Origin of the sequence: Neoaquamicrobium sediminum (assembly GCF_040970315.1) — a bacterium.
Taxonomy (GTDB): domain Bacteria; phylum Pseudomonadota; class Alphaproteobacteria; order Rhizobiales; family Rhizobiaceae; genus Aerobium; species Aerobium sediminum.
Genome location: NZ_JAZHFV010000005.1, coordinates 121,325 through 142,156 on the forward strand (window position 1 = coordinate 121,325; position 20,832 = coordinate 142,156).

Sequence of the window (20,832 nt, forward strand, 5' to 3'; positions counted from 1 at the left end):
ATGCCATGCTTTACTGGGCTCTCGTTTTTCTCGTCGTCGCGATCATTGCCGGTGCACTCGGATTCGGCGGCATCGCGGGTGCTTCCGCCGGTATTGCGCAAATACTGTTCTTTATCTTCCTCGCCTTCCTCGTCATTTCGCTCATTGCAGGGCTGATGCGCCGGGCAGGCTGATGTCCCGCGCTTCGATGCATCTCCGCTCGCGGTGGTGCATGGGAGAGGCGGAGTTCGCAGAACCCTCAGCTCGCACTTCGCCACCCGCCGGATGCCGCAAGTCATCGACTTTGCGGCGTCCGGCGGCGTTAATTTGGAACCGCGAGCTGCAAGTTTCGTTGCATAGTACAATTTGCGTTTTGCATCGGCCGGGTAGAGCGCGCCATAATTCCAGGGTGGATTTATGCATACGGCGAAAGTCGGGGGGATGAAGTGGAAATGAGGCGCGGCATGTTGCGCGCACTGCGCAACACGGGCATCATCGTCATCTATCAGACGCCCGACCTGCATGTGCAGTGGGGCCAGAACGTGCCTGCCGAATGGTCGTCCGACGACATTGCCGGCAAGGTCGATAATCAGTTCATGCCCGCCACGGCGATCGAGCGTATAGTCGAGCGCAAGCGCGCCGTTTTGGCATCTGGGGCACCGGAAACGCTAGAGTTCAGATCAAGTGTCGATGACGGCGGGCGCTGGTACGATATGTGGATCGACGCCGATACCGACGATGATGGCGTCATCGCCGGCGTTGTCACGACCATCGTCGAGATCACCGAGCGGAAGCGGCGGGAGCAGACACTGCGCACATTGCTGCGTGAGGTCAGTCACAGGTCCAAGAACCTGCTGGCAATCATCCAGAGTATCGCTACGCAGACGGGCAGGTACTCGACCAGCATCGACACCTTCCTCGACAGGTTTCGCGGTCGGCTTCAGTCACTCGCCTCTTCCCAGGATCTGGTAACCTCGTCCAACTGGCGCGGTGCCATGCTGAGCGAGTTGGTGGAAGGCCAGGTCGCGCGATACAGGGGTGAGGATGACGACAGCGTGAGCCTCCAGGGTGTCGATGTTTATCTAAACCCCAACGCCGCCCTGCATATCGGGCTGGCGCTTCACGAACTGGTGGTTAATTCCATGAGCCATGGGGCGTTGGCGCGCCCCAACGGGCGGGCACATCTGACAAGTGCCTTGAACGGTGCGGGTGGAGATGGTCCGCCTACGCTCGTCCTGACCTGGAGCGAACGCACCAATGCAGCCGAGATGCAGGACGAGAAACGCTTCGGCAGTGTGGCGCTCGAACGCGTCGTTCCGCTTTCGCTCGACGGCAAGGCGGAATTCCACGTCGAGGATGATCGCCTCGACTATCGTCTTGAAGTGCCGGCAGCGAATTTCGAGGCCGACTGACCCTTTCACAAGCGAAAAAAACAAGCCGGTCGTATGACCGGCTTGTGACGAATTTCAGGTTGTTGCCTTGGTTGGCGACCGGCCGCCCATCGGAGGGGGCGATTGGGGGTGCGGGCGACCGGTCACTGACAACAAACGCGCAGTGGGTGCGGTGGTTCCATGCGAAGTGCATTAACTTTTCACAGGAACCGCGAGCCCCTTCGTACGTTCATTTGCGACCTTGACCTGTCATGGAGATGACGATGATTTCGCAGATGAACGCGGTTCATGAAGGTGCCCGGCTCGCCATGGGCGACCACAGGGCTGCCGATCCGCTGCTGCGGCGCCGGCGCCAGCCTGTGGCAAGTCTCCAGCAGCGGATTCTGACGACTATTGCCGCAATACTTCTGGTCGGCGTGCTCGCGGCCTTGCTGGTTGTGTGAAAGCTGCTGCGCCTACTGCGCCGGGTTGAGGCGTTCCGGCGGGATGCGGACGGTCATCTCGCCCTTGTTGGGCTCAACATAAAGAACCAACGCATACATGCTGCCGTAAACCAGACCGGCCAGGACCGCCAATATGGTTAGAAGTCGGAACAGAGTTGGCATGCATCGCCCTTGAACTTTTTGCCGATTGAACCGGTCCCGTTATGGGACGGGTGCGTTATCATTTCAAGGATCAGAACCAACGCGAACAGGCCGCGATGCTTGACGCGGTGAGGCTTTTCATGTCGATACCGGCTTCAAAGGACGGAGGCGATGGCGGACGCGATGTGTCCCGACATTTCGAGCTTGCGCCGCCGCATGCACTGCGATGCGGCATCGATGTCGCGCGGTTTCCTCGCATTACTGAGGACGGCGTCGTGACGAACACTGGCCCGCATCTCGTTTCGACGTTGCGTGATCGCCTCGGAGATCGTGTCGTCGTTTTCGTGGGGCTGATGGGAGCCGGCAAAACCGCGATCGGGCGCAAGGTCGCGCAGGCGTTGCAGCTTCCGTTCGTCGATAGCGATCACGAGATCGAAACCGTGTCGCGCATGACCGTGCCCGAGCTATTCGAGCGCTACGGCGAACCGGAATTTCGCGCACTCGAACAGCGTGTCATCGAGCGTTTGCTGCGTGAAGGTCCGCGCGTGGTTTCCACCGGAGGCGGCGCCTTCATGAATGCGCAGACGCGCGAGGCGATCGCAGAGCACGGCATCTCAATCTGGCTCAAGGCCGATCTCGACCTGTTGATGGGGCGCGTGGCGAAGAAGCAGAACAGGCCGCTGCTTCAGAATGCGGACCCGCGCGCGATCATGGCCAAGCTGATGGCGGACCGGTATCCGGTCTATGCGCTCGCCGATGTTACGGTGGAGACCCGCGACGCCAAACGCGAACTGATCATGGACGAAGCCATCCAGGCCCTTGGCGACCATCTGGAGCGGTTCGCCACCCGTGACGAAACGAGAACTGCTTGATGACCACCGACACGCCAGACATGCGCACAGTTCACGTTGCCCTCGGCAGCCGCGCCTATGACATTCTCATCGGCGGCGGTTTGCTGGCTTCAGCCGGCGATACACTCGCCAGGCGTTTTCCCGGTGCGCGGGCAGCTATCGTCACCGACGAGAACGTCGCTGTCCGGCACGCGGCCACCCTCAAGCAAAGCCTGGAAGGCGCAGGCATCGCGACGGCGACGATCACGATCGCGCCGGGCGAGCGCAGCAAGAGCTTCGCCGTGCTTCAACAGGTCGTCGACGAGGTGCTTGCGGCGCGGCTCGAGCGCGGCGACGTTGTGATCGCGCTCGGCGGTGGGGTAGTCGGCGATCTTGCCGGTTTTGTCTCGGGCATCGTGCGTCGCGGCATGGCGTTCGTGCAGGTGCCGACCTCGCTGTTGGCGCAGGTGGATTCGTCCGTCGGCGGCAAGACCGGCATCAATACCGCGCATGGCAAGAACCTGGTCGGGGTCTTCCAGCAGCCGGGGCTCGTCATCGCCGACAGTGACGTCCTCGACACGCTGCCCGAGCGCGAGTTCCGCGCCGGCTATGCCGAGGTGGTCAAATACGGCCTCATCGACCGGCCCGATTTCTTCGCCTGGCTGGAAGCCAATTGGCGGGACATCTTCTCCGGCGGCTCCGCGCGCGTGGAAGCGATCGCCGTCTCCTGCCAGGCCAAGGCCGATGTCGTGGCGCGCGACGAGTTCGAGGCGGGCGACCGTGCGTTGCTGAACCTCGGCCATACCTTCGGCCACGCGCTTGAGGCTGCGACAGGCTATGACAGCGCGCGTCTCGTCCATGGAGAGGGCGTTGCCATCGGCATGGCGATGGCGCATCGCTTCTCGAGCCGAATGAACCTGGCAAGCCCTGACGATGCAGCCCGTGTCGAGGCCCATCTCTCGGCGGTCGGCCTGCCAGTCGCGGTCTCCGAGATTTCTGGCGATTTGCCGGGCCCGGAGCGTATGCTCGACTATATTGCCCAGGACAAGAAGGTCTCGCGCGGCTCCCTGACCTTCATCTTGACACGCGGCATAGGCCGTTCCTTCGTAGCCAGGGACGTGCCGGCCTCGGAAGTGCTGTCATTCCTGAAGGAGAACCTGCCCTCATGACCTTGGAGATGTGGCTCACGCTCGCGGCGATCGTGGTGCTGATCGCCATGTCGTTCCTGTTTTCCGGCACGGAGACCGGCATGACCGCGGTATCGCGTGCGCGCCTTCACTCGCTGGCCAACAGCGGCGACAAGCGCGCAATCCTTGTCGAGCGGCTGATAGAACGCCGCGACCGGCTGGTGGGCGCGCTGCTGATCGGCAACAACCTCGTCAACATTCTCGCCTCGGCGCTGGCGACCAGCTTGCTGCTTTCGATTTTTGGCCAGAGCGGCGTCGTCTACGCCACGATTGCGATGACGGTCACGCTGGTTATCTTCTCCGAGATACTGCCGAAGTCGTGGGCGCTGGCCAAGCCGGAGCAGTTTGCGCTTTTCGTGTCGCCGTTCGCCAGGTTGGTGGTTCTGTTGTTCGGCACGCTGTCGACCGGTGCCAACTGGATCGTGCGTCACCTGCTCTCGCTGTTCGGCGTCAGCCTTGCCCGTGACGATTCGATGCTGTCGGCGCACGAGGAACTGCGCGGCACAGTCGCCGTGCTTCATCGCGAGGGCTCCGTCGTCAAGCAGGATCGGGACCGCATGGGCGGACTGCTCGACCTGCACGAACTCGAAGTCTCCGACATCATGATCCACCGCACCAATATGCGCATGGTGAATGCGGATGATCCACCCGAAACGCTGGTCCGCGAGATCCTGCAGAGCCCGCATACACGCATGCCGTTATGGAAGGGTTCGACGGAAAACATCGTCGGCGTGATTCACGCCAAGGATCTGTTGCGTGCGCTCAACGAGGTCGGCAACGACTTTGCCAAGATCGATATCATGAAGGTGGCGTCTAAGCCCTGGTTCGTGCCCGACACCACGTCCCTGCAGGATCAGCTTAACGCGTTCCTGCGCCGCAAGTCGCATTTCGCGATCGTCGTCGACGAATATGGCGAAGTGGAAGGGCTGGTGACGCTCGAAGACATCATCGAGGAGATCGTCGGCGAAATCGCCGACGAGCACGATGTCGAGATGCAGGGCGTGAAGCAGGAGGCCGACGGTTCGGTGGTGGTCGAGGGCTCGGTCCCGATCCGCGACCTCAACCGCGCTCTCGACTGGAACCTGCCCGACGAGGAAGCGACCACCATCGCCGGCCTCGTCATTCACGAAACGCAGTCGATCCCCGAGGAGAAGCAGGCCTTCACCTTCCATGGCAAGCGCTTCATCGTAATGAAACGCGACAAGAACCGCATCACCCGCATCAGGATCAGACCAGCCGAAGGGGCATAGGGGAGCGAGCATGCCCCGACCGAAGCTGCATAGCGACGATGAAATCCTCGAAACGGCCCAGGCCGTGCTGTTGCGTAAGGGACCATCGGATTTCACGTTATCGGACGTTGCCGTTGCCGTGGGCCTATCGCGCGCCGCGTTAATTCAGCGATTCGGCGACAAGGCCACGCTCCACGCTCTGGTCATGGAACGGATGACGCAGGAAGTTCGCGACTATTTCGCGCAAGCGCCATCCGAGCGGGGTTTGGAACCGCTGTGGGTCATGCTGAAGGACCTCATTGCCGGCATGGGCACCGGCGAGGGCAGCGAAGCCTATCTCCTGCTTCTGTGGGGCGACGTCCGCGACCCCGCTTTGCGTGTGTTTGCGAATGAGCGCAACGAACTGGTCAGGGGCGCGATAGAAGTGCGGCTTCCAGCCGGGCCACATGAGCCGTTCAAAACGTCGCTGCTTATTCAGGCCGTCATTCAGGGAAGCTGCATGCAGTGGATGGTCGCCCGTGATGGGGACCTCGCTTCGTTCATGACTCAAAGCACCGCCAATGTGCTGTCGGTCCTGTACCCCGATCAGGAGTTTCCGGCAGCGCCATAGCTACACTCGCTTGAATATAACTTACGCGTCGGTTATTTATACAGCGATTGTCGCCCATGTGTGGTGACGCCGCACGGACCGACCATGTACCTCTCAGGACTCAAGTTGGATGAAAGCCTCGAGGGCGTGAGCCCTCGTATCCATGCTCTCGACCTCACAGCCAGACAGTTCGATATGCTGGCCGCGGCATATGGCACCGCCATCGATTATCGGGACCTGTTCTCACCGCAGCGGGATTTGCCAGGTCGGCTGCGTGACTGGGCCGACAAATCGGGGATCAGACTACGGAAGCTCTCGACCAAAGCCCGGGAGCGCGGAAGCAGGTCTGAAAAGGTGCTGTTTGGGCTCGACGACGGCTATGCGATCGAAACCGTTCTCATTCGCCGCCGCGATGGCATGACTGCCTGTGTTTCCTCACAAGTGGGTTGCGCATTCGCCTGCCGCTTCTGCGCGTCCGGTCAAGCAGGCCTCAAAAGAAACCTGAGCGCAGGCGAAATCGTCGAGCAGGTGGTCAGAGCCGGCCCCAAGGTCAACCGCATTGTTTTCATGGGAATCGGCGAACCGCTGAACAACTATGCCAATGTTCTGGATGCAATACGGATCCTGCGGGACAGGCGCGGCATGGCGTTTCCGACGTCGGGGATAACCGTCTCTACGATTGGTATTCCCAAGGCTCTGCGAAGCCTTCGCGAGGAGCATCTTGCGATCAGTCTGACGATTTCGCTGCACGCGACGACACAGGAGGTGCGGGATCGTCTCATCCCCGGAGCGCGCAAACATGCCTTGCGCGAGGTGGTCGCTGGCGCGCTTTCATGGGCGCAGCGGCACAACCGTGTGGTGACCTTCGTCTATCTCGTTCTGCCGGGCATCAACGATACCCACGCGGATTTGCAGCGGCTGATCTCTATGTTTTCAGGCCGGCCGGCCCGTATCAATCTGATGCGATGGAATCCGGTCGACTCGGTCGACCTGGCGCCCACCAGCGATGACCGTCTCGGATTTTTCCGCCAGAAGCTTGAAAGGGCAGGCGTGCCGGTGGTCGTGCGCGACACGCAGGGACGCGACATCGGCGCTGCGTGTGGGCAACTGTGGCTCCGCGACCTTACCGGCATCAGGATAGGCTGACGGGCTTCACCACCGCGTCTTTTCGCCCGGCGCCGCGGGCTCGATCGCTAGCGCGTGGACGCTTGCAGCCAGCTCATCGGCCAGCAGCGCGTTGACTGCGCGGTGACGCTCTATCCTGCTCATCTTTGCGAAGGCCTCTGCCACGATACGGACACGGAAATGGGTTTCACCCGTGCCGTCGAACGTCTCGTGGTGGCCGGACTCCGTATGGTGGTGTCCCGCGTGCAGGTGGCTCTCGTTGATGACGGCGAGGCGTTCCGGTGAAAAGGCCGCGGCAAGCTTCGCTTCGATCGTGGACTGGATGGACAAGGTCGGTTTCCTTCACCATATGAGGACGGTTCCGCACCGCCGACATCGTTTCGATTCATGCGGTTGGGGGATGATCCCGCAAATGTCAATTCTTGTATCGCACTGCGAAGAGACCATAATCGTCTGGCTGCTTCGGCTCAGGAACGGATGAAACCGTATTCAAAATATTTCGAGAAGATCAAAGTCCGCCGCGACCCGCAGGCGGAGCTGAAGTCGCACGCGCCGATATGTCAGTGGGACGGTTGTGAGGAGGCGGGCACCCATCGCGCACCCGTGGGCCGTATGCGCGAGGGCGAATATTTCCAGTTCTGCTTCAACCACGTGCGCGAATACAACAAGGGTTTCAACTACTTCTCGGGGCTGGCCGACAGCGAGGTCGCGCGCTACCAGAAGGAAGCGATGACGGGCCACCGGCCAACGTGGAAGCTGGGCGTCAACGGCCATTCGCGCTCTACCCCCGACTATGCGCAGAAGCGCTCGGGTGCCGCGGGCTATTACAATCGCGTGCGCGACCCGTTCGGCATGTTTGGCGGCGAGCGGGATCCGGAGCGTCCGCGTACGCGCAAGCTCAAGTCTCTTGAGGCCAAGGCGCTGGAAACGCTTGGACTTGAGGCCAGCGCGACTGGCGCCGCCATAAAGTCGCGTTATAAGGAACTCGTGAAGCGCCACCATCCGGATGCGAATGGTGGCGACAGGGGTTCGGAAGACCGGTTTCGCGATGTTCTGCAAGCTTACCGCGTGCTCAAACAAGCAGGTTTGTGTTAGCGACGCGGTCTGCTAAAGACGGCCCCCGAAGATGACAGGAACACTGGCGGCAGCGTTGCTTCCGCGTGTGGAGGCATGATGAACAAGCACGATCGCGACATCGCAAACCTTCCCGACACCACAGTCTCGGTGAAGGACACTTTCGGTTTCGATTCCTCGATGGTGGTGCCGGCCTATTCGGACGCCAACGAACATGTGCCGGACGTCGATCCGGACTATCTGTTCGACCGTCAGACCACGCTCGCCATCCTCTCGGGCTTTGCCTACAACCGCCGCGTGATGGTTTCGGGCTATCACGGCACAGGCAAGTCGACCCATATTGAGCAGGTCGCGGCGCGGCTGAACTGGCCCTGCGTGCGCATCAACCTCGACAGCCATGTCAGCCGTATCGACCTCGTCGGTAAGGACGCCATCGTCGTCAAGGAAGGCATGCAGGTCACCGAGTTCCGCGACGGCATCCTGCCCTGGGCCTATCAGCACAATGTCGCGCTGGTCTTCGACGAGTACGACGCCGGCCGGCCCGACGTGATGTTCGTCATCCAGCGTGTGCTTGAATCCTCCGGCCGGCTGACGCTGCTCGACCAGAGCCGCGTCATTCGTCCGCACCCGGCATTCCGCCTGTTCGCCACCGCCAATACGGTCGGCCTCGGCGACACGACCGGCCTCTATCACGGCACGCAGCAGATCAACCAGGCGCAGATGGACCGCTGGTCCATCGTCACCACGCTCAACTACCTGCCGCATGACAACGAGGTCGAGATCGTCCTGGCGAAGGCCAAGCACTTCCGCACCGAGAAGGGCCGCGACATCGTCAACAAGATGGTGCGGGTCGCCGACATGACGCGTTCCGCGTTCATCAACGGCGATCTGTCGACGGTGATGAGCCCGCGTACGGTTATCATGTGGTCCGAGAACGCCGAAATCTTCAATGATGTCGGCTTTGCCTTCCGCCTCACATTCCTGAACAAGTGCGACGAGCTGGAGCGCGCCGTCGTGGCCGAGTTCTATCAGCGCGCCTTCGGCGAGGAACTGCCGGAAAGCGCTGCAAACGTGGTGCTGGGGTAGCCGTTGGCGGGCCCAGGCGACAATACGCGCAACAAGCCCGGCAAGGGCGGCGACACCGACGCGTTCAAACGGGCGGTCTCGGTCTGCATGCGCGCGCTTGCCGGTGACGGTGAGCTCGAAGTCGCGTTCGCCAAGGAGAAGCCGGCGCTGGCCGGTTCGCGCGCACGTTTGCCTGATCTGCCCAAGAAGGCCTCGGCCGCCGACATTGCCGTCACGCGTGGGCTGGGCGATTCGATGGCGCTGCGCCGCGCATGCCACGACCCGCGCGTCCATACGCGTCTTGCGCCCGAGGGCAAGCAGGCGCGCGCCATCTTCGACGCCGTCGAGCAGGCACGGGTAGAGGCGATCGGCAGCCGGGCGATGCAAGGCGTGGCCGACAATATCGGCTCGATGCTGGAAGATAAATACGCCAAGGCCAACCTCGCCGACGTCGCCGACCAGGCCGATGCGCCGCTGGAGGAAGCCATCGCGCTGATGGTGCGCGAGAAGCTGACTGGCCGTGAAGCGCCCCGCAGCGGCCAGCGCGTCGTCGATCTCTGGCGCAAGTGGATCGACGACAAGGCCGGCGGCGACATTGCCGGGCTCGCCGACAAGCTGGACGACCAGCAGGCCTTCGCCCGCGTGGTGCGCGAGATGCTCGCCTCGATGGAGATGGCCGAAGAGCTGGGCGAGGACGAGCAGAGCCAGGAATCTGAAGACGAAGAAAACGAGCCGCAGGGCGAGGAAAGCAGCGAGCAGGGCGGCGAGGACGATTCCGGCTCCGAGCAGTCGCAGGCCGAGGAAAGCGACAGCGCCAGCGAGGATGAGGAGACCGGCGAAACGGAATCCTCGGAAGCCAGCGCCGACGAGCTTTCCGATAACGAGGACCTCGACGCCGAGACGCCGGGCGAAGCCAAGCGGCAGGACAACCCCTTCGCGAACCTGCCCAAGGAGATCGACTACAAGATCTTCACCGGCGCGTTCGACGAGACGGTCGGGGCCGAGGAGCTTTGCGACGAAGAGGAGCTGGAACGCCTGCGCGCCTTCCTCGACAAGCAGCTCGCCAATCTGCAGGGCGTGGTCGGCCGGCTCGCGAACCGCCTCCAGCGCCGTCTGATGGCGCAGCAGAACCGCTCCTGGGACTTCGATCTGGAAGAGGGCGTGCTCGACACAGCGCGTCTGATGCGTGTCGTTATCGACCCGATGCAGCCGCTCTCGTTCAAGTGGGAGCGCGACACCCAGTTCCGCGACACGGTGGTCACGCTGGTGCTCGACAATTCGGGCTCCATGCGCGGTCGCCCGATCACAGTCGCCGCCACTTGCGCCGACATTCTGGCGCGCACGCTGGAACGTTGCGGCGTGTCGGTGGAAATCCTCGGCTTCACAACCCGCGCCTGGAAGGGCGGACAGTCGCGCGAGAAGTGGCTCAAAGAAGGCAAGCCTGCCAATCCGGGTCGGCTCAACGACCTGCGCCACATCATCTACAAGTCGGCGGACGCGCCCTGGCGGCGCGCCCGGCGCAATCTCGGCCTGATGATGCGCGAGGGCTTGCTGAAGGAGAATATCGACGGCGAGGCGCTCCTGTGGGCACATCAGCGGCTGATCGCGCGGCCCGAGCAGCGCAAGATCCTGATGATGATTTCGGACGGCGCGCCGGTCGACGATTCCACGCTGTCGGTCAATCCGGGCAATTATCTGGAGCGGCATCTTCGCGCCGTGATCGAGCTGATCGAGACGCGTTCGCCGGTGGAGCTTCTGGCGATCGGCATCGGCCATGACGTGACGCGCTACTATCGCCGCGCCGTAACCATCGTCGATGCCGAAGAACTGGCCGGCGCCATGACCGAGCAGCTTGCCGCGCTGTTCGGCGAAGAGAACCAGCGCGATGCGCGGCGTGTCGCCCGTCGCGGGCGATGAGGCGTTTTCAGGCGGCGCTTGGCGCCGTGCTGCTGTTTCTGACATACGGAGCGGGCTACGCGCAGGAAGGCGCCCCCGAGCCCGTCGAGCTCCAGAGTTCCCAGATTACGCGGTTCGCGCTCGGCTCGGCCGAGACACGTTTCGGGTGGCTCGAATTCGTTGGCGGGCTCGAGCTGAGTGCGCAGGATCGCCGTTTCGGCCAGTTTTCCGGTCTGCGATTCCTGTCGCCGGGAAGCGCGTTTCTCGGCGTTGCCGATCACGGCTACTGGTTCCGCGGGCGCATCGAGCGCGACGGCGATCATGTGCCGGTACGTGTCAGCGATTTCAGCCTGCAGGCGATGGTCGACGCCAACGGCAATGTCGTGGACGCGAAGGAAGACAAAGATGCCGAGGGCTTGGAGGTCAATGACGGCATCGCCACGGTCGCCTTCGAGCGCGATGCGCGCATCGTCGAATATGCCATAGGCCCGGATGGGATGGCCGGCCCGCTGCGCGAGATCGACTTCGTCGTGCCGCGCCACGAGCTGCGCTACAATCAGGGCTTCGAGACCGTCGCGCGCGCACCCGACGACAGCGCGCTCGCCGGAGCCCGGATCGTGGTCGCAGAACGCAGCATCGATACCGAAGGCAACATCTTCGCCGCGATTGTCGAGGGTCCGCAGCGTGGCATCTTCAAGGTTCTGCGCAGTGACGATTTCGACGTGACCGACGGGGCATTCCTGCCCGACGGCGACCTTCTGCTTCTGGAACGACGCTTCTCGATCGCACAGGGCGTTGCCATGCGGCTGCGGCGGATCGAGGCGGCAAGCCTCATGCCGGGCGTGTTGGTCGACGGCACCGTGTTGATGCAGGCCGATCTCGCTTACAGGATCGACAACATGGAAGCGCTGGACGTTTGGCAGCGCGAGGACGGCGAGACGATCATCTCAGTCGTCTCCGACGACAACCAGTCCTTTCTGCAAAGGACGATCTACCTGGAATTCCGCCTGCTGGACTAGGTCGTGCGTCCTTCGAGGCTCGCTCCGCTCGCACCTTAGGATGAGGACTGTAGTGCATCGCTCCTGCATGATGGTGGGTTCGAGGGTGGTCTTGTCGGCTTTTATCGAGCCCACCGCGAGCGGGTTCGATCAAACCACATCCCTCATCCTGAGGTGCGAGCGAAGCGAGCCTCGAAGGACGCACCAAAGCCAAGGCCGCTGTGCCGCTACTGCAGCGCCCTTTGCACCTTGGTCCTGATCTCGTTCAGCGTGAAGGGTTTCGGCACGACGTCGATGATGATGTCGGCAAGGTCCGCGGCGCGTTCGCGCTGCTCGGCATAGCCGGTCATCAGCAGGATTCTGAGGCCCGGGAACTCGCTGGCGGCGCGCTTGGCCATCTCGATGCCGTCCATGGCAGGCATGCGGATGTCGGAGAGTACGAGGTCGTAACCGCCATCGGCGCTGCGGATCGATTCGAGCCCGAGATCGCCGTCTTCGGCAGTCTCGACCTCATGACCGCCAGCGGCGATAGCGCGTGCGGTGAAGGCGCGGACGGATTCGTCGTCCTCGACGATCAGTATCCTTGCCATACCTCAGGCGTCTCCCTTGACCACGCCGACAAACGGCAGCTCGCGAAAGGCGTGCGCGACGTCCATGCCGTAGCCGACCACGAAATAGTCGGGGCAGTCGAAGCCGACGAAGTCGGCCGTCAGCTCGGTCTGGCGCTTGCTGTGCTTGTCGAGCAGCACGGCGATCGAGACGCTCTTCGCCCCGCGCGACATCATCAGTTCGCGTGTGAACTTCAGTGTCTTGCCCGATTCGAGAATGTCATCGATCAGCAGCACGTCGCGGCCGGCGACCTCGTTGTCGATGTCGCGCAGTACCTTCACCTCGCCGGAGGTTGTTCCGGTGCCATAGCTCGAGATGAAGATGAACTCGACTTCCGGCGATAGCCCGGTGTCGTGCATGGCGCGAATCAGGTCGGCCGCAAAGATGAACGAGCCCTTGAGGATCGAGATGACCAGCAGGTCCTCGTAGTCGCGCTCGGCGATTTCCTTGGCGAGTTCAAGATTGCGTCGTGCGATGGCCGAGGCGCTGAACAGAACCTCGATTTCCTTGCCGCGTACCACAGGCATCAGCGGTTACCTTCCCGGAAGCTGACCGAAACGGATTTCACGCCGTACCTAGGTGCCTCCAGGCGGCTCGAAAAGGAGTAGCGGTCGCCAGGCTGCAGTTCGGCGCCGTTTGTCCCCAGAAAATAGCGCGTTGCCGCGCCGTTGTTGTCGGTGACCATGATTTCGATCGGCGGCAGCCGGCTAGCGCTGCCGCCATGGTTTTCGGCAAGACCGTCGATGAACAGCACATCGCGGCCGCCGCGATTCTCGATCCGGCTCTTGACCTCGCCGATCCGCAGCGGCTGCAGCCGCTCGGAAGGGGCGGGAAGCACGACGTTGCGCACAAGCGCATGGCCGCCGGAAATCCAGAAGGCGAGGATGACAAGGGTGAGACCGAAAGACCAGAAGAGGGGCCCGCCCTGCCTGCCGCGCGGTTCATCCTGCGCGGCGGCGATATCGGCCTTGAGAAAATCCATGCCCGTTGCCGGCGCGACAGGCTCGAAGCCGCGCGGACTGGCGTTTGCCGGACCGTCCACCGTTTCGTATTCCGCGTCCGTGACATCGGCCTTGCGCACGTTTCCGCTGCGTATGGCCTCGCCTGTCATGATTTCGCCGGAAACCGGGCGTGCCTTGTCGTCCTCGTTCATGCGGCCGGCCGTCCTTTAGCGGTGCTCCTGCAGGCAGTAGACCGAAATGGTTAATGCTTCGCTGCGGAAACACCCTTCAGACGTGGAATTTAACCCGGCCTTAACCATGCCGATGGATGTTCGGGCTTGCCCCGTTCCGCCGAAACGCAACCGGCCAATCGCAAGACGTAAGGACTCCCGGTGATCCGATTCGAGAATGTCGGCCTTCGCTATGGCATGGGACCGGAGATCCTCCGCGACATCTCATTCGATCTGCCTGAACGCTCGTTCCAGTTTCTGAGCGGCCCGTCGGGCGCCGGCAAGACCACGCTGCTGCGCCTGCTGTTCCTGTCGCTCAAGCCGACGCGCGGGCTCATCACGGTCTTCAACAAGGATCGCGCGCGCATCACACGTCGCGAACTGCCGATGCTGCGGCGGCGCATCGGCGTCGTGTTCCAGGACTTCCGCCTGCTCGACCACATGACCACCTACGAGAATGTGGCCTTGCCCCTGCGTGTGCGCGGGCGCGAGGAGGCCACGTATCGGTCGGACGTGATCGAGCTTCTGAAATGGGTGGGTCTGGGCGAGCGCATGCATGTGCTGCCGCCCGTGCTGTCGGGCGGCGAAAAGCAGCGCGCGGCAATCGCGCGGGCGCTGATCGAACAGCCGGAAATCCTGCTGGCGGACGAACCGACGGGCAATGTCGATCCGCCGCTGGCGCGCCGGCTTCTGCGCCTCTTCATCGAACTGAACCGGCTGGGAACGGCGGTGGTCATCGCCACCCACGATCTCGGCCTGATGGAGCAGGTCGACGCGCGGCGCATGATCCTCGCTGACGGGCGGCTGGAAATCCATGATTGATCGGGATCCAGCAGAAGAGGCCGAGCACGAGGAAGCGGCCCCGGCACGCCCGGAGCGCGCGCCGCGCAAGTCCGCGCCTATCGTGCCACCACAGAACGTCGCGGGCAGCGCGCTGATCCTTGTCATCGCCATCATGACGTTCCTGTCCTGCCTGACGCTTGGCGCGGTCACGCTGGTGCGCGACACCGCGGCGACATGGCAGACCCAGATCGCCCGCGAGGCGACGATCCAGATCAAGCCGGCCGAAGGCTTCGACATGGAGGCCGGTCTGGCCACCGCGCAACGCATCGTCTCCGGCTTCGCCGGCGTGCGCTCGGCCTCGATCGTCGGTGCGGAGGCAACGATCAGGTTGCTCGAACCGTGGCTTGGCTCGGGCCTCGACATCGACGAACTGCCCGTGCCACGCCTCGTGATCGTGACTATCGATCCGGCATCGCCGCCGGATTTCGCCGCGATGCGTACAGCGCTCAGCGCTGAAGTGCCTCAAGCGTCGCTCGACGATCACCGCACCTGGGTCGACCGGCTGGTCGCCATGGCGCGCACGACCGTCACAATCGGCATTTCGGTGCTGGCACTGATGCTTGCAGCCACCGTGCTTTCCGTCGTCTTCGCCACGCGCGGTGCGATGGCCGGCAACGGCCACATCATCGAGGTGCTTCATTTCGTCGGGGCCGAGGCGCGATTCATCGCCGGCGAGTTCCGCCGCCATTTCCTGCTCACCGGCATGAAGGGGGCTGCGGCGGGCGGATTAGCCGCTATCATCGTCTTCGTTGCCTTCTCATGGTGGTCTTCGCGCAACATGGCGACGCCCGAAGCCGATCAGGCCACGGCGCTTTTCGGCAATTTTGCAATCGGTACAGCGGGTTATGCAGGTGTGGCCCTGGTGGTTATCGCTGTCGGCGCGCTGACTGCAGCCACATCGCACCTGACGGTGGTTTCCTATCTGGGAGACATCGATGCCCGTCATCATGACGGTTGAAAGCTGCTGAAACTCTTTCAGAAGCGGCTATTCATTGCCGCAATTCGCAGTTAACCATGGCACTATGAAGGGGCCCGTAAGGACAGTTGCGCCACAGAGGCGCTGGCTGCGCGCGCTTGCCGTCTCGGCAGTCGTGCTTCTGTGCGGCTGTCTTGCGTTTCTCGGCGGGTTTGCGGCCTTTTCCACGCATGTGGCCCGACTTGCCACACCTGCCGAGCCGCGCGATGCCGACGCCATCATCGTCCTGACCGGCGGTGAGAAGCGTCTCGACGCGGCATTCGACCTGCTTCGCTCGGGCAAAGGACAGCGGCTGCTCATCAGCGGCGTGAACCCCTCGGCGCGCGTGGTCGACCTGCAACAGGCGACGGGTGGAGACCCGGATCTCTTCGCTTGCTGCGTCGATATCGACCGCGCGGCGCTCGATACGATCGGCAACGCCGAAGAGAGCGCCAAATGGGTGACCAGTCATGCCTATGGCAGCGTCATCGTGGTCACCAACAATTATCACATGCCGCGCAGCCTGCTCGAACTGAAGCGTTTGATCGGCGACACCGACCTGCTGCCCTATCCGGTCGTCAACACCCGCCTCGACGGCGGAGAGTGGATGACTAACCGCGATGCGCTGCGGGTGCTGTTGACCGAGTACGCAAAATATCTCGCGGCAGTGGTGCGGGGAGCGTTCCCGCGTCTTGGCTCGCAGCAGGCCGGCATGGTGGAGGTGACGGCGCCTGCTTCCGCCGAAATGGTCCAATAGGACCCGCTCGGGCCGCGACGCATTCCCCTTTGCGGCTGCTTGGTGTAACCAGACCTCCGCACGACAACCCCTCAGGCCGGTCCCCATGCTCGTCGTCAGGTCGCTGGCGTTCAATGTCGCCTTCTATGTCAGCCTTATCGTCCAGATGATCTTCTGGACACCGTTCTATTTCATCGCGCCGCGCCATCTCGCCTGGTTCGTGCCGAAGTTCTGGGCGCGGTCGAGCCTCAAGCTGCAGGAATGGATCGCCGGCACCGAAAGCCGGATCGAAGGCCTGGAGAACCTGCCGGAAGGCCCGTTCATCCTGGCGCCCAAACACCAGTCCTTCTGGGATACGATCTCGTTCTTTCCCTACCTGCGCGACCCGGTCTACATCCTCAAGCGCGAGCTGATGTGGATCCCGATGTTCGGCTGGTACGTCGGCAAGATGCGCATGATCCCGATCAACCGCGGCAGCCGCTCCAAGGCGCTGAAACAGGCGCTGGTGATTGCGCGCGAGCGCATGGCGGAGAACCGGCAGCTCATTATCTATCCGGAAGGTACGCGCCGCGCGCCCGGCGACGAGCCGGCCTACAAATGGGGCATCGTCGAAATCTACTCGGCGCTGGGTGTTCCCGTGGTGCCTGTTGCGCATGTCGCGGGTCTCTACTGGCCGCGCCGCAAGTTCCTGCGGTTTCCGGGCGTCATCCATGCCCGCTTCCTGCCTCCGATCGAGCCGGGGCTGGGAAAGGAAGCGTTCATGGAGCGACTGGTTTCCGAAACCGAGGCTGCCTGCGATGAACTGCTGGTCGAGGCCGCGCGTTCGGCCAACCCACCGCAGATGCCGCCCACGGCCGTAAAGCGGCTCAGGGAACTCGGGGTGGAACCGCCGGCTGCGAGGGACTGAGGCGCTCGGCGACCCGCTCCAGCCAGTGATCACGGATGCCCAGTGCCCTCAAGTGGCCGATCGTGTTCAGCACATACTCCTCGTTCGGGCCGGACTGGCCGACCGAGCTGCGGACGGTTCGCGCTGCTTCATCGACATCGACGCGCGCTGCATATTGCAGGTGATGACGGTCGACGACGTAGGTCACGGCTTCAACCGTGTCGCCGCTGTCGAGCCTGATAGGAAGCCTTTTTTCCAGGTAGACGTTGGTGACGAGCTCGCGATCGCGCAGATAGGCCATCACCTCGCCGGAAAGATCGTCCGGGACACGGAAGGCGAGGCCGAGGCAGGATCCACCACGGTCCAGGCCTAGCACAAGGCCCGGCCGATCCGGCGTTCCGCGGTGGACGTGCGAGCGCACGCACAGCGCACGGCGATAGCCCATGAGGCGCGCCCTGTGCGTTTCGGTATGGGCAAAACCCGGCCGCCACATCAGCGAGCCATAGCCAAACACCCAAAAATCGCCCATATCGCCTAACCACACTGAATGCACCGGACAGTTCCGGGGCGAGGGGTAGCGAGAGCGAGGGCATGGCGTCAAGCGGTGCAGGACGACCCAATTACAGCAGACGGTTCTTCTGGTTCGCGCTGGCGATCGTGCTGGCGGTCGTGCTTTATTCGTTCGGCTGGCACTATGCTTCGGGGCGTCTGGTCGACGAGGTCAACGCGACCGTGGCTGGAGTTAATCGCGATGGGCGCCGCGCGAGCTGCGAAAACGCCGAGGCGCGTGGCTATCCGTTCCGCATAGGCGTGTTCTGCCGGTCGGTGATGTTCGAGGACGGACGAAACGGCATCGGCTTCCGGGCACGGCAGTTCCGCTCGGCCGCACAAATCTATGCGCCGAAGCACATCATAGGCGAACTCGACGGGCCGGCGACACTGCAGGTGCCGGGTCTCAACGCGCTCGATCTAACCTGGTCGAGCCTGCAGGCCAGTGTGCGGCTCGCCTCGCCGCTGCCCGAGCGGATGTCGATGGAAAGCCGCGACCTGGTGGTAAGGCTGGATGAGCCGGGCGACCTGTCGCCGCTTCTCGGGCAGGCGGAGGGCTTCCAGCTTCACATGCGGCCGGCCGGCGCAGACCTCGATCTGGCCGTCCGTTTTTCCTCTTTGCTGCTCGATGCCGAACTGGTCGGTGCAACCACCTTGCCACCCCTCGAGGGGCTGATGGATGTGTCGCTGGCTGGCTGGGCGGAGCCGATCGAGGACCGTCGCAGCCTGCGCGGCCGTTCGGGCACGATCCGCAACATTACGCTCTCGACGCCTGAAGGTGCGGGTGTGACGATCACCGGGCCGGTGGCGATCGACGAGGCGGGGCTTGTCGACGCCGAGCTGAGCGTCACGGTGCGCGAGCCTCAGGCGCTGGCAAGCATCCTGGCCGAGCTGATGCCCGAATCCCGGAGCGAAATCGAGCTCGCCATGACGGGACTGTCGGCGATGGGAGACACGCCCACATTGCCGCTGCGTATCGACGGCGGCGAAGTACGTCTTGGCTTCCTGTCGCTGGGCTCTATATCGCCGCTCTGAAGTTCAGCGCTTCTCCGGATGGGAGGCGACGAAGCGGCCGAAGTCTGGCGCGTCGATTTCCTGCCCGGCCTCGATGATCGAGCGGCGCACGGCGCGCGTGCGCGTGAACATCTCGAAGAGCTTGTCGCCGTCGCCCCAGCGGATCGCGCGCTGCAGCGAGGCGAGGTCCTCGGAGAAACGCGACAGCATCTCGAGGATCGCGTCCTTGTTGTGCAGGCACACGTCGCGCCACATGGTCGGGTCGGAGGCCGCCAGTCGCGTAAAGTCGCGGAAGCCGGAGGCGGAATATTTGATGACCTCCGACTTGGTCACCGTTTCCAGATCGTCGGCGGTGCCGACGATGTTGTAGGCGATGATATGCGGCAGGTGCGACACCATCGCCAGCACCATGTCGTGGTGCTGCGGGTCCATCGTGTCGATATTCGAGCCGCATCCGCGCCAGAAGGCGGCGAGACGTTCGACCGCAGCTTCATCGGTGCCTTCCAGAGGCGTCAGGATACACCAGCGGTTTTCGAACAGTTCCGCAAAGCCGGCATCGGGGCCGGACTTTTCCGTGCCCGCGAGCGGATGGCCGGGGATGAAATGGACGTGTTCCGGCATGTGCGGCTGCATCTGCGCGATCACCGACGCCTTGGTCGAGCCGACATCGGTCACGATGGCGCCCGTCTTCAGCGACGATGCGATGAGCTCCGCCACCGCGCCGGAAGAGCCGACAGGCACCGAAACAATGACGAGGTCGGCTTCCACGACCGCTTCGGCGGGATCGGACAGGTATCGGTCCCCGAGGCCGAGCTCGGCGGCGCGCGCCAGCGTTTCTTGGCTCCGGGTCGAAATGACGATCTCGCCAGCGAGGTTTTCCTGGCGGATCTTCCGCGCCAGCGACGAGCCGATGAGGCCGATGCCGATCAGCGCGATCCGGTCGAACATGGGATTAGGCATCGTTCAGTCTTTCAGGAATTCGGACAGGGCGGCGACAACGCCGCGATTGGCTTCCTCGGTGCCGATTGTCATGCGCAGCGCGTTGGGAAAGCCGTAAGCGGCGACACGGCGCAGCAGATAGCCGCGCGCGCTCAGATACTCGTCGGCAGCGGCGGCCGAGTATCGTGCGTCGTCCGGGAAATGGATGAGGATGAAGTTGCCGACGCTGGGCGTGACCCTCAGCCCAAGCTTGCGCAGTTCCTCGCTCGTCCAGTTGCGCCACTCCTCGTTGTGGCCCGCGGAGCGCTCCACATGCGCGCGGTCGAGCATGGCAGCGACACCCGCCTCGATCGCCATGGCGCTGACATTGAACGGATCGCGCACCCGCTCCAGCACGTCGACGACATGTTGCGGCGCATAGATCCAGCCGATACGCGCGCCGCCCAGGCCATAGACCTTGGAGAAGGTGCGGGTCATGACGACGTTGGCGGAACCGGCGACGAGCTCGACGCCCGCTTCGTAGTCGTTGCGGCGCACGAATTCGGCGTAGGCGGCGTCGATGATGAGCAGCACGTCCCTGGGCAGCGCTGCATGCAGCCGGCGTATCTCGCCGAAGGGCAGATAGGTGCCGGTTGGGTTGTTGGGATTGGCGAGGAACACCGCTTTCGTCTTCGGCGTCACGGCGGCAAGGATTGCGTCGACGTCGGCGCGTTCGTCGGTTTCCCTGGCCACGACCGGGGTGGCGCCGGCCGCGCGGATGTAGATCGGATAGGCGAGGAAGCCGTGCTCGCTGTAGATCGCCTCGTCGCCGTCGCGCAGATAGGTGCGTGCCATCAGGGCGATGGCCTCGTCCGAGCCGTTGAAGGCCATTACATTGGCCGCGTTCAGCCCATGCACGCTGGCAATCGTCTCGCGCAGGCGCGTCGACGAACCATCGGGATAGAGTTCCAGCCGGTCTGCGATCGCGCGCACGGCCTCTACCGCCTTCGGCGATGGCCCGAGCGGGTTCTCGTTGGCCGACAGCTTGTGAACCTTCGCAACACCGGCCGGCGCATGGCTCTTGCCGGGCACGTAGGCATCGATCTCCATCACGCCGGGGCGCGGTTGCGGGCGAAGCTCGGTGGTCATGGGCGTATTCCAGCTTGAAGGGCCGCCTGCCTCTAGCAAGCTTTGCCGTTGACGC

At 63.3% G+C, this 20,832-nt stretch carries 25 protein-coding genes; 17 read left to right on the forward strand and 8 right to left on the reverse strand.

Annotation, left to right across the window (positions count from 1 at the left end; translation table 11 throughout):
- Positions 1-5: 5 nt before the first annotated feature.
- The 3 genes from V1479_RS15745 (at position 6) to V1479_RS15755 (ending at position 1,813) form a co-directional block, all read left to right on the forward strand.
- Positions 6-173 (forward strand): DUF1328 domain-containing protein, encoded by a 168-nt coding sequence (locus V1479_RS15745; RefSeq protein ID WP_173189334.1) that lies wholly within the window; start codon positions 6-8, stop codon positions 171-173.
- A 270-nt stretch (positions 174-443) separates the two neighbouring features.
- The gene (locus tag V1479_RS15750) at positions 444-1,391 is read left to right on the forward strand and encodes a sensor histidine kinase (RefSeq protein ID WP_368803749.1); all 948 of its coding nucleotides are present in this window, start codon (positions 444-446) and stop codon (positions 1,389-1,391) included.
- Positions 1,392-1,633: 242 nt separating this feature from the next.
- Positions 1,634-1,813, forward strand: a complete 180-nt coding sequence (locus V1479_RS15755) for a hypothetical protein (protein WP_368803750.1) — start codon at positions 1,634-1,636, stop codon at positions 1,811-1,813.
- 12 nt (positions 1,814-1,825) lie between these two features.
- Here V1479_RS15755 and V1479_RS15760 read toward each other — a convergent pair whose 3' ends face one another.
- The gene (locus tag V1479_RS15760; RefSeq protein WP_173189337.1) at positions 1,826-1,975 is read right to left on the reverse strand and encodes a histidine kinase; all 150 of its coding nucleotides are present in this window, start codon (positions 1,973-1,975) and stop codon (positions 1,826-1,828) included.
- Positions 1,976-2,229: 254 nt separating this feature from the next.
- Between V1479_RS15760 and V1479_RS15765 the strand changes: the two genes are divergently transcribed.
- From V1479_RS15765 to rlmN, 5 genes are all read left to right on the forward strand, one after another.
- Positions 2,230-2,826, forward strand: coding sequence for a shikimate kinase (locus V1479_RS15765; RefSeq protein WP_368803751.1), 597 nt, complete (start codon positions 2,230-2,232; stop codon positions 2,824-2,826).
- Positions 2,826-3,953, forward strand: a complete 1,128-nt coding sequence (gene aroB, locus V1479_RS15770; RefSeq protein WP_368803752.1) for a 3-dehydroquinate synthase — start codon at positions 2,826-2,828, stop codon at positions 3,951-3,953. The genes V1479_RS15765 and aroB overlap by 1 nt, the downstream gene beginning before the upstream one ends.
- Complete coding sequence (locus tag V1479_RS15775; RefSeq protein ID WP_368803753.1) at positions 3,950-5,221, forward strand: HlyC/CorC family transporter; 1,272 nt, start codon at positions 3,950-3,952, stop codon at positions 5,219-5,221. The genes aroB and V1479_RS15775 overlap by 4 nt, the downstream gene beginning before the upstream one ends.
- 10 nt (positions 5,222-5,231) lie before the next feature.
- Positions 5,232-5,810, forward strand: a complete 579-nt coding sequence (locus V1479_RS15780) for a TetR/AcrR family transcriptional regulator (protein WP_368803754.1) — start codon at positions 5,232-5,234, stop codon at positions 5,808-5,810.
- Between the two features lie 105 nt (positions 5,811-5,915).
- Positions 5,916-6,935: a 23S rRNA (adenine(2503)-C(2))-methyltransferase RlmN gene (gene rlmN, locus V1479_RS15785; protein ID WP_368803755.1), complete on the forward strand. Its 1,020-nt coding sequence runs from the start codon at positions 5,916-5,918 to the stop codon at positions 6,933-6,935.
- Between the two features lie 6 nt (positions 6,936-6,941).
- On the opposite strand, the gene V1479_RS15790 is transcribed toward rlmN, so the two are convergent.
- Complete coding sequence (locus V1479_RS15790; protein ID WP_173189343.1) at positions 6,942-7,244, reverse strand: BolA family protein; 303 nt, start codon at positions 7,242-7,244, stop codon at positions 6,942-6,944.
- 147 nt (positions 7,245-7,391) lie between these two features.
- Between V1479_RS15790 and V1479_RS15795 the strand changes: the two genes are divergently transcribed.
- The 4 genes from V1479_RS15795 to V1479_RS15810 all read left to right on the forward strand — a co-directional run bounded on the left by V1479_RS15795 (position 7,392) and on the right by V1479_RS15810 (position 11,968).
- Positions 7,392-8,009, forward strand: coding sequence for a J domain-containing protein (locus V1479_RS15795; RefSeq protein WP_368803756.1), 618 nt, complete (start codon positions 7,392-7,394; stop codon positions 8,007-8,009).
- A 78-nt stretch (positions 8,010-8,087) separates the two neighbouring features.
- On the forward strand, positions 8,088-9,074 hold the full coding sequence (gene cobS / locus V1479_RS15800) for a cobaltochelatase subunit CobS (RefSeq protein ID WP_368803757.1): 987 nt from the start codon (positions 8,088-8,090) through the stop codon (positions 9,072-9,074).
- Between the two features lie 3 nt (positions 9,075-9,077).
- The gene (cobT, locus tag V1479_RS15805; RefSeq protein ID WP_368803758.1) at positions 9,078-10,970 is read left to right on the forward strand and encodes a cobaltochelatase subunit CobT; all 1,893 of its coding nucleotides are present in this window, start codon (positions 9,078-9,080) and stop codon (positions 10,968-10,970) included.
- A complete protein-coding gene (locus V1479_RS15810; protein WP_368803759.1) occupies positions 10,967-11,968 on the forward strand; it encodes an esterase-like activity of phytase family protein in 1,002 nt (333 codons plus the stop codon). The genes cobT and V1479_RS15810 overlap by 4 nt, the downstream gene beginning before the upstream one ends.
- Positions 11,969-12,174: 206 nt before the next feature.
- On the opposite strand, the gene V1479_RS15815 is transcribed toward V1479_RS15810, so the two are convergent.
- Genes V1479_RS15815 through V1479_RS15825 form a run of 3 tightly spaced genes read right to left on the reverse strand, consistent with a single transcriptional unit; the run spans position 12,175 to position 13,709 of the window.
- Positions 12,175-12,537 carry a response regulator gene (locus V1479_RS15815; RefSeq protein WP_173189351.1) on the reverse strand — a complete coding sequence of 121 codons (363 nt, stop codon included), beginning with the start codon at positions 12,535-12,537 and terminating at the stop codon, positions 12,175-12,177.
- A 3-nt stretch (positions 12,538-12,540) separates the two neighbouring features.
- Positions 12,541-13,083, reverse strand: a complete 543-nt coding sequence (gene hpt / locus V1479_RS15820; protein ID WP_368803760.1) for a hypoxanthine phosphoribosyltransferase — start codon at positions 13,081-13,083, stop codon at positions 12,541-12,543.
- The gene (locus V1479_RS15825; RefSeq protein ID WP_368803761.1) at positions 13,083-13,709 is read right to left on the reverse strand and encodes a hypothetical protein; all 627 of its coding nucleotides are present in this window, start codon (positions 13,707-13,709) and stop codon (positions 13,083-13,085) included. The genes hpt and V1479_RS15825 overlap by 1 nt, the downstream gene beginning before the upstream one ends.
- Before the next feature lie 180 nt (positions 13,710-13,889).
- On the opposite strand from V1479_RS15825, the gene ftsE reads away from it, so the two are divergent.
- The 4 genes from ftsE to V1479_RS15845 all read left to right on the forward strand — a co-directional run bounded on the left by ftsE (position 13,890) and on the right by V1479_RS15845 (position 17,168).
- The gene (gene ftsE, locus V1479_RS15830; protein ID WP_173189357.1) at positions 13,890-14,549 is read left to right on the forward strand and encodes a cell division ATP-binding protein FtsE; all 660 of its coding nucleotides are present in this window, start codon (positions 13,890-13,892) and stop codon (positions 14,547-14,549) included.
- The gene (locus V1479_RS15835) at positions 14,542-15,528 is read left to right on the forward strand and encodes a cell division protein FtsX (RefSeq protein WP_368803763.1); all 987 of its coding nucleotides are present in this window, start codon (positions 14,542-14,544) and stop codon (positions 15,526-15,528) included. The genes ftsE and V1479_RS15835 overlap by 8 nt, the downstream gene beginning before the upstream one ends.
- Before the next feature lie 64 nt (positions 15,529-15,592).
- Positions 15,593-16,282 (forward strand): YdcF family protein, encoded by a 690-nt coding sequence (locus V1479_RS15840; protein ID WP_173189361.1) that lies wholly within the window; start codon positions 15,593-15,595, stop codon positions 16,280-16,282.
- Between the two features lie 85 nt (positions 16,283-16,367).
- On the forward strand, positions 16,368-17,168 hold the full coding sequence (locus tag V1479_RS15845) for a lysophospholipid acyltransferase family protein (RefSeq protein WP_368803764.1): 801 nt from the start codon (positions 16,368-16,370) through the stop codon (positions 17,166-17,168).
- On the opposite strand, the gene V1479_RS15850 is transcribed toward V1479_RS15845, so the two are convergent.
- A complete protein-coding gene (locus V1479_RS15850) occupies positions 17,128-17,676 on the reverse strand; it encodes a gamma-glutamylcyclotransferase (protein ID WP_368803766.1) in 549 nt (182 codons plus the stop codon). The two genes, V1479_RS15845 and V1479_RS15850, sit on opposite strands and share 41 nt — an antisense overlap.
- Positions 17,677-17,738: 62 nt before the next feature.
- On the opposite strand from V1479_RS15850, the gene V1479_RS15855 reads away from it, so the two are divergent.
- Positions 17,739-18,731, forward strand: coding sequence for a DUF2125 domain-containing protein (locus tag V1479_RS15855; RefSeq protein WP_368803767.1), 993 nt, complete (start codon positions 17,739-17,741; stop codon positions 18,729-18,731).
- 3 nt (positions 18,732-18,734) lie between these two features.
- Here the strand turns inward: V1479_RS15855 and V1479_RS15860 are convergent, their stop codons facing one another.
- Positions 18,735-19,670: a prephenate/arogenate dehydrogenase family protein gene (locus tag V1479_RS15860; RefSeq protein WP_368803768.1), complete on the reverse strand. Its 936-nt coding sequence runs from the start codon at positions 19,668-19,670 to the stop codon at positions 18,735-18,737.
- Between the two features lie 3 nt (positions 19,671-19,673).
- Positions 19,674-20,777 (reverse strand): histidinol-phosphate transaminase, encoded by a 1,104-nt coding sequence (gene hisC / locus V1479_RS15865; RefSeq protein WP_368803769.1) that lies wholly within the window; start codon positions 20,775-20,777, stop codon positions 19,674-19,676.
- Between the last annotated feature and the right edge of the window lie 55 nt (positions 20,778-20,832).